Below are 6,060 nucleotides of genomic sequence, written 5' to 3' on the forward strand. Positions count from 1 at the left end.
CGCCGCCGCCATGAACGGCGGCGGCCATTTGTTTATCGAGAGGGAGGCCACGTGGCCAAGTTTCTTTTCTACCGATTGCTACAAGCACTGTTTGTGCTAGTAGCCGTAACGCTGATCGTTTCGTTTGCGATTCGCCTTACAGGCGATCCGGCGGTGATGCTGGCACAAGGCGCTGGAAGTATCACCGAGGCGGACCTAGAACGCATTCGCGAAGCCCTGGGCCTGAATCAACCGTTTTTGGTCCAGTATCTAGAGTTCCTTAAAGGGTTGTTTACCGGTGACCTGGGGCGCAGTTTTATGGGCGGTACGCCGGTAAGTGAGCTGGTCGGCCGAGCTCTGCCTGCCACGCTGGCTCTCGCCTTCGCATCACTTGTGGTGTCTATTGTTGTTTCGATTCCGCTGGGTATTAAAGCTGCTGTTTCGCGCGGCAAATGGCCCGATCAGTTGATTCGTATTCTATCGCTTGTAGGGCTTTCTTTTCCGAACTTCTGGCTCGCCATCATGCTGGTGCTGCTGCTTTCGATTACCTTTAACTTGCTTCCTCCTAGCGGCATGGAAGGGTGGCAAAGCTTTATCATGCCAGCAGCGACGATGGGCATTATTTTGACAGCAACCAACGTGCGTTTGGTAAGAACCACGATGCTGGAAACGCTCCGCTCACAGTACATCATGGTGGCAAGAGCTAAGGGCCTTTCCAACTCCGTCGTGCTTTATAAGCACGCTCTGCGCAACTGCTCGATTCCCCTAATCACCTATTTTGGCTTGCAGTTCGGCGGGTTACTCGGCGGTATCGTCGTGGTTGAACGAGTGTTCAATTGGCCAGGACTTGGCACATTGGCCTTCGATGCCGTGGCCGCCCGTGACTATCCAGTGCTACAAGGCGTTATCACAATCCTCTCGCTGATGATTATCTCCATCAATCTGCTGGTCGATATCGCTTACGGCTTTGTCGATCCGCGCGTGCGTAAGAGCTAGGTGCCATTATGTCGGTAAATTCTCTTGATTTGGAGCGTTTCAAAAGCTTCGAGTTCATCATGGGTGCCCTGCTAGTCGGCGGTATTACCTTTGCAGTGCTATTTTCAGGCTGGCTATTTCCAGGCGGCGGAAGCGACGTTAATCTCGCCATGCGGTTAACCCCGCCACTCGCCGATGGCAGCTTCCCGCTCGGTACGGACCCACTGGGCCGCGACATTCTCGCTCGGGTCATTATCGGTGGTGAAATTTCACTAAAGGTGGGGTTCTACTCTGCTTTGGGAGCGGTAGTGCTGGGTATCGTCATGGGACTGCTTTCGGGCTACTACGGCGGTATTGTTGATATGATCGTCATGCGTTTTGCCGACGTGCAGCTCGCGCTCCCTTTCATTCTGCTCGCCATCACGTTTATCGCGGTCATCGGGGGCGGACTGACCAATATGATTATTCTGCTGATCGTCTCTCAATGGGTGCAGTACGCTCGTCTAGTCAGAGGGTCGGTACTGTCACTTAAAGATCGCGAATTTATTCTTTCTGCCCAGGCGATTGGCGTGCGCGACTGGCGTATTCTCTTCCAGCACCTGCTTCCCAACCTGCTTGGCCCGGTGATTGTGCTAATGACGCTCAATGTGGCGAACAATATTCTACTGGAAAGCAGTCTCACCTTCCTTGGACTTGGCGTCGACCCAGTGATCCCCAGTTGGGGCGGCATGCTGGCTGAAGGCCGTACCTATCTCCAAACTGCCTGGTGGATCAGCGTATTTCCTGGTGTAGCGATCCTGCTCACCGTACTGGGTCTTAACCTGCTTGGCGACTGGCTACGCGATACCTTAGATCCAACGGGGCGGACGTCACAATGACATTACTGCTAGACACCACATTTGAGCGCAGCGTCGATGCGCTCGTGGCACAGTATCAGCGCCAGCTATCACCCGGTGATGAGCTGACTGCCTGGGTTTTCGATGACCAACCCACTCGACAACACGCCGAACAGTTACTTGCTCAGCACGGTATCAAGGCACGCTTTTACAGCGCCTATAAGCCGCTAATTCACTACTTTATTGAAAGCATTAACGAAACTCTCGGCGATTGCCCACTGCGCGCAATACATATCCGCTATCCTGCGCCCGAAGAGTCCCCCCAACGTTTTCTGCTGGAAGCTTATCCTCTGGCCGGGCTACTCGATAAGCAGGTGGCGCTGACCTGGGAAGCAGTGCCTTGCGCAACCCAGACTGCGCTCTATCACTATGAACTGACGCTGACCAACGACGCTGGCCAGCACGAACAAATCAGCGTCGCTGCTCCCAACCGGCGCCACCTCGACCATGTAAATGCTTGGCAGCTCTCTCCTTGCGGCTGGATTGCTTGGCGCACCGCGAATGGCGAGGGAGATAGTACGTATTACACTTGCGATTACGAGCGTCTGTTTGAAGTGGCAATGGAGACGATCATCCAAACGCCCTGGTCAACCAAGCAGCCCTTTTTCGAAGAACTGAATATCAGCGTTAACCTGCCGATCCAAGACACATCACTACCTTTTGGTAGAGAGCACATCAGCCTCACCGAAGGTATGCATGAGGAACTCTACTTTTCGCTACTGGAGTATTATCAGTGCCATGCTGGTTTACCACTAGGAGATCGTTCGATTCAGCCTGGGCAGATTGTGCCGGAAATTCGTAACTGTCCTGAAAAGCCAATGTCACTGATGATCAGTCTACGGCCGCTATGTAAATCTATAGCCCCTACTCAAGGCGATATTGCGCTTGATACGGCTCCGCATCCTCCCAGCGTTCCACAAATCACCAAGCAGTTGGAAGCTCTCGGCGGCGACATTATCAACGCCAAGAGTCGCTGCGGGCGCTTACTGTCTGCACGTTATCGTCAAGGAAGCGACCGTGCAGTAATGATTAGCGCTGCGCAGCATGCTAATGAGCCTTCAGGCATCGTTGGCGCCCTTCGTGCTGGGCGTGATCTAGCGCTGCAAGCGGGCACACACTTTGTGCTTTCACCTTTAGAAAACCCCGATGGCTACCGTCTACAGCAACGACTAGTCGCTGAGCAGCCAACCCATATGCATCATGCGGCGCGTTATACGGCCTTTGGCAACGACTTACAGGCACAAGCGGCCAATGGTGAGTTCGAGCTTGCCATCCGTGAACGGGCCAAGGCGTTAAGCGGCGCCAATCTGCATATCAATTTGCATGGCTACCCTGCGCATGAATGGACTCGCCCCTTAACCGGCTACATACCACGTAACTTTGAGCTATGGTCAATCCCCAAGGGCTTCTTTCTCGTCATCCGCTATCATCAAGAGTGGGAAACGCAGGCCCAAGCGTTACTAGAAGGGGTTACCGATCACCTATCAACCGTACCGGGATTGGTTGAGTATAACCAACGCCAAATCGAGGTTTTCGAGGCTCATGCCGGTAGCTTGGAGTTCTTGACGCGCCACCATATCCCCTACTTGCTAACGCCTGACGACCAACAGCTGACCCCGCTACAGCTGATTACTGAGTATCCAGACGAGACGATTTACGATGACGACTTCATTATAGCGCACCAAGTGCAGTACGAGACCGTAATGAGCGCCTATCGCAGCTATCAGTCTATGATGCTCCCTTGCACGCAGGGTTGAGCTGCTCACTCATAAAGAGAGTGCACAATGATCGATAATAAACTCCCACTGCTCAACTGCGACATGGGCGAAAGCTTCGGTAATTGGTCGATTGGCTTAGATGCCGACGTAATGCCTTACGTCGATTGTGCCAATATCGCCTGTGGCTATCATGCCTCAGACCCCCATGTCATGCGCCGCACGGTCGCCTTGGCCAGTCAGCATGGCGTGCGTATTGGCGCCCACCCCGGCTACCCTGACTTAATGGGGTTTGGTCGTCGCTCTATGGCCTGCTCGCCCGCAGAAGTAGAGGATATGGTGCTGTACCAGGTCGGTGCGCTGGCCGGAATTTGCCAAGCAGAAGGCGTGACGCTGAGCTACATAAAGCCCCATGGAGCGATGTATAACGACATGGCGGCGAATCTTGAGTTATTGGAAGGCGCCATGCGTGCGGTACGTGCTTATGATGCCAACCTTCCGCTAATGGTCATGGCAACTGCCGATCCAGAACCTCATCGTCAGTTGGCGAAACAAATGGGCGTTACCCTGTGGTTTGAAACGTTCGCTGACCGCGCTTATGAAGCAACCGGCCATCTCGCCTCTCGCCGCCTGGCAGGCGCTGTCCACCACGACCAAGCCACTATCGTTGCGCAAGCTGTTGCGCTCGCCAAAGGCGAGGCGCTGACCGCCCGCGACGGTAGCGCGCTGCATCTACCCTGCGACACCCTGTGCGTGCACGGCGACAATCCTGAGTCGGTGGCTGCCGTGCGCGCGATTCGTGATGCCTTTACGGCGCTGGAGTCTGCGTGAAACTGCGTTTAGAAACGGCGGCCATGGACGCCGTAACGGTACGACTGTTTGACACTATCGATGAAGCCAATATGGCGTGGATCATAGCTGCCGATCAAACCCTACGCGATGCGCTGGGCGAGGCACTCATTGACCTGATTCCCTCCTATACCACGCTGCTGGTGCACTACGACAGCCAGCAACTAACCTTTGGCCAAGTCGCTACGCTGATTCGCAGTGCGTTGCGCCACTTAACGCCTGCCGAATCGCAGAACGGTCAGTTGCATGAGATCCCCGTGTGGTATGACGAAAGCGTTGGCCCTGAGCTTCCGCTGGTGGCAAAACGCGCAGGGCTCAGCGTTGACTCTCTGATCGAGCGTCACTGCGACCATGATTACTGCGTTTTCGCGCTGGGCTTTGCCCCCGGCTACGGTTTTATGGGGTTGGTAGACGAAGGCATCGCCACGCCTCGCTTGAAAACACCCCGCCGCAAAGTCGCGGCAGGCAGTGTGGGCATTGCCGATCGACAAACGGCTATCTACCCGCTCCTTTCTCCAGGGGGATGGAATATTTTAGGTCGCACCGCCGTACCGCTATTTGAATACGCTAAGCGGGGCGAGCCCCTGCTGCGCCCTGGCGATAAGGTGCGCTTTAAAGCGATTGGCAAAGCAGAGTTTGAAGCATCAGGCGGCGATACAACGCCAATGGAGGAGCGGCCATGAGCCAGGCAATGCTAACGGTTAAGCAGGCCGGACCACTGGCTCTGATTCAAGACTTAGGGCGGTTCGGCGTGGGTCATTTGGGAGTCACCCAGAGCGGTGCCGCCGACTGGATTTCATTTCGCTGGGCAAACTGGCTCCTCGGTAACGCACCTGATAGCGCGGCACTGGAGATTGTTATGGGTGGCAACCTCAGCTTGGTTGCCAATGCCGAGGTGCGCTTAGCACTCACTGGGGCCGACCTTGGCGCTACCATCGATGGACAGCCATTAGCCACCAACACCAGCTTTCTGCTGCGTTCCGGTCAAACACTCATTTTCAGCCAGCCCCGGCGTGGCCTACGGGCCTATCTCGCGTTTCCTGGCGGATTAAACGCACCAACGATTCTGGGCAGCCGTGCCTGCACTGCCCGCGAACAAATTGGCGGGCTCCATGACGACGGCAGACCGCTACAAACCGGCGACCAGCTCACCTGGCAAGGTAGCTCACCCGGTGAGCGCAGCTTGCCTGAAGGAACAGCCCCTGCCATGCCGGAAAAAAGCTGCCAACTCAGCATGGTGCTTGGCTCGCAGGCTTCACGTTTCGCCGGACGCAGCCTGTACAACGCTTTTAACCAGCCTTGGACAGTAGATAACCGCGCTGATCGCATGGGTATTCGTCTCACCGGCCAGCCTCTGCATTGCACGCTCGGTGGCATTATTTCTGAAGGAATTCCCCTTGGCGCCGTGCAAATCCCACCCGACGGCCAGCCGATTGTGTTAATGAATGACCGCCAAACCATTGGTGGCTATCCTCGCCTTGGTGCGCTTACCCCGATGGCCTGTGCGCTGCTTGCTCAATGCGTACCGGGAACCGAGGTGCGTTTGAGCCCTGTCAGTGCCAGCCAAGCGCAAATTGCCTATCGGAAGCAATTAAGCCATTGGATCGAGTAGGAAGGGGAGTCGCCTCCCCTGTCCTCTCACACCA

General features: G+C 55.5%; 6 protein-coding genes. All 6 read left to right on the top strand.

What is annotated here, in order from left to right; genetic code table 11:
• Window positions 1-51 precede the first annotated feature (51 nt).
• The 6 genes from INT21_RS02345 to INT21_RS02370 are packed head-to-tail and all read left to right on the top strand — an operon-like array spanning window position 52 to window position 6,026.
• The gene (locus INT21_RS02345; protein WP_120386226.1) at window positions 52-975 is read left to right on the top strand and encodes an ABC transporter permease; all 924 of its coding nucleotides are present in this window, start codon (window positions 52-54) and stop codon (window positions 973-975) included.
• A gap of 8 nt (window positions 976-983) precedes the next feature.
• Window positions 984-1,832, top strand: coding sequence for an ABC transporter permease (locus tag INT21_RS02350; protein ID WP_193059523.1), 849 nt, complete (start codon window positions 984-986; stop codon window positions 1,830-1,832).
• Window positions 1,829-3,607: a peptidase M14 gene (locus tag INT21_RS02355; RefSeq protein WP_193067919.1), complete on the top strand. Its 1,779-nt coding sequence runs from the start codon at window positions 1,829-1,831 to the stop codon at window positions 3,605-3,607. The genes INT21_RS02350 and INT21_RS02355 overlap by 4 nt, the downstream gene beginning before the upstream one ends.
• 27 nt (window positions 3,608-3,634) lie before the next feature.
• The gene (locus INT21_RS02360; protein ID WP_193059521.1) at window positions 3,635-4,396 is read left to right on the top strand and encodes a 5-oxoprolinase subunit PxpA; all 762 of its coding nucleotides are present in this window, start codon (window positions 3,635-3,637) and stop codon (window positions 4,394-4,396) included.
• A complete protein-coding gene (gene pxpB, locus INT21_RS02365; RefSeq protein WP_193059520.1) occupies window positions 4,393-5,097 on the top strand; it encodes a 5-oxoprolinase subunit PxpB in 705 nt (234 codons plus the stop codon). Before INT21_RS02360 ends, pxpB begins: the two co-directional genes overlap by 4 nt.
• Window positions 5,094-6,026: a 5-oxoprolinase subunit C family protein gene (locus INT21_RS02370; protein WP_193059519.1), complete on the top strand. Its 933-nt coding sequence runs from the start codon at window positions 5,094-5,096 to the stop codon at window positions 6,024-6,026. Before pxpB ends, INT21_RS02370 begins: the two co-directional genes overlap by 4 nt.
• Window positions 6,027-6,060 lie beyond the last annotated feature (34 nt).

Source organism: Halomonas sp. 3F2F (assembly GCF_014897805.1).
Lineage (GTDB): Bacteria > Pseudomonadota > Gammaproteobacteria > Pseudomonadales > Halomonadaceae > Vreelandella.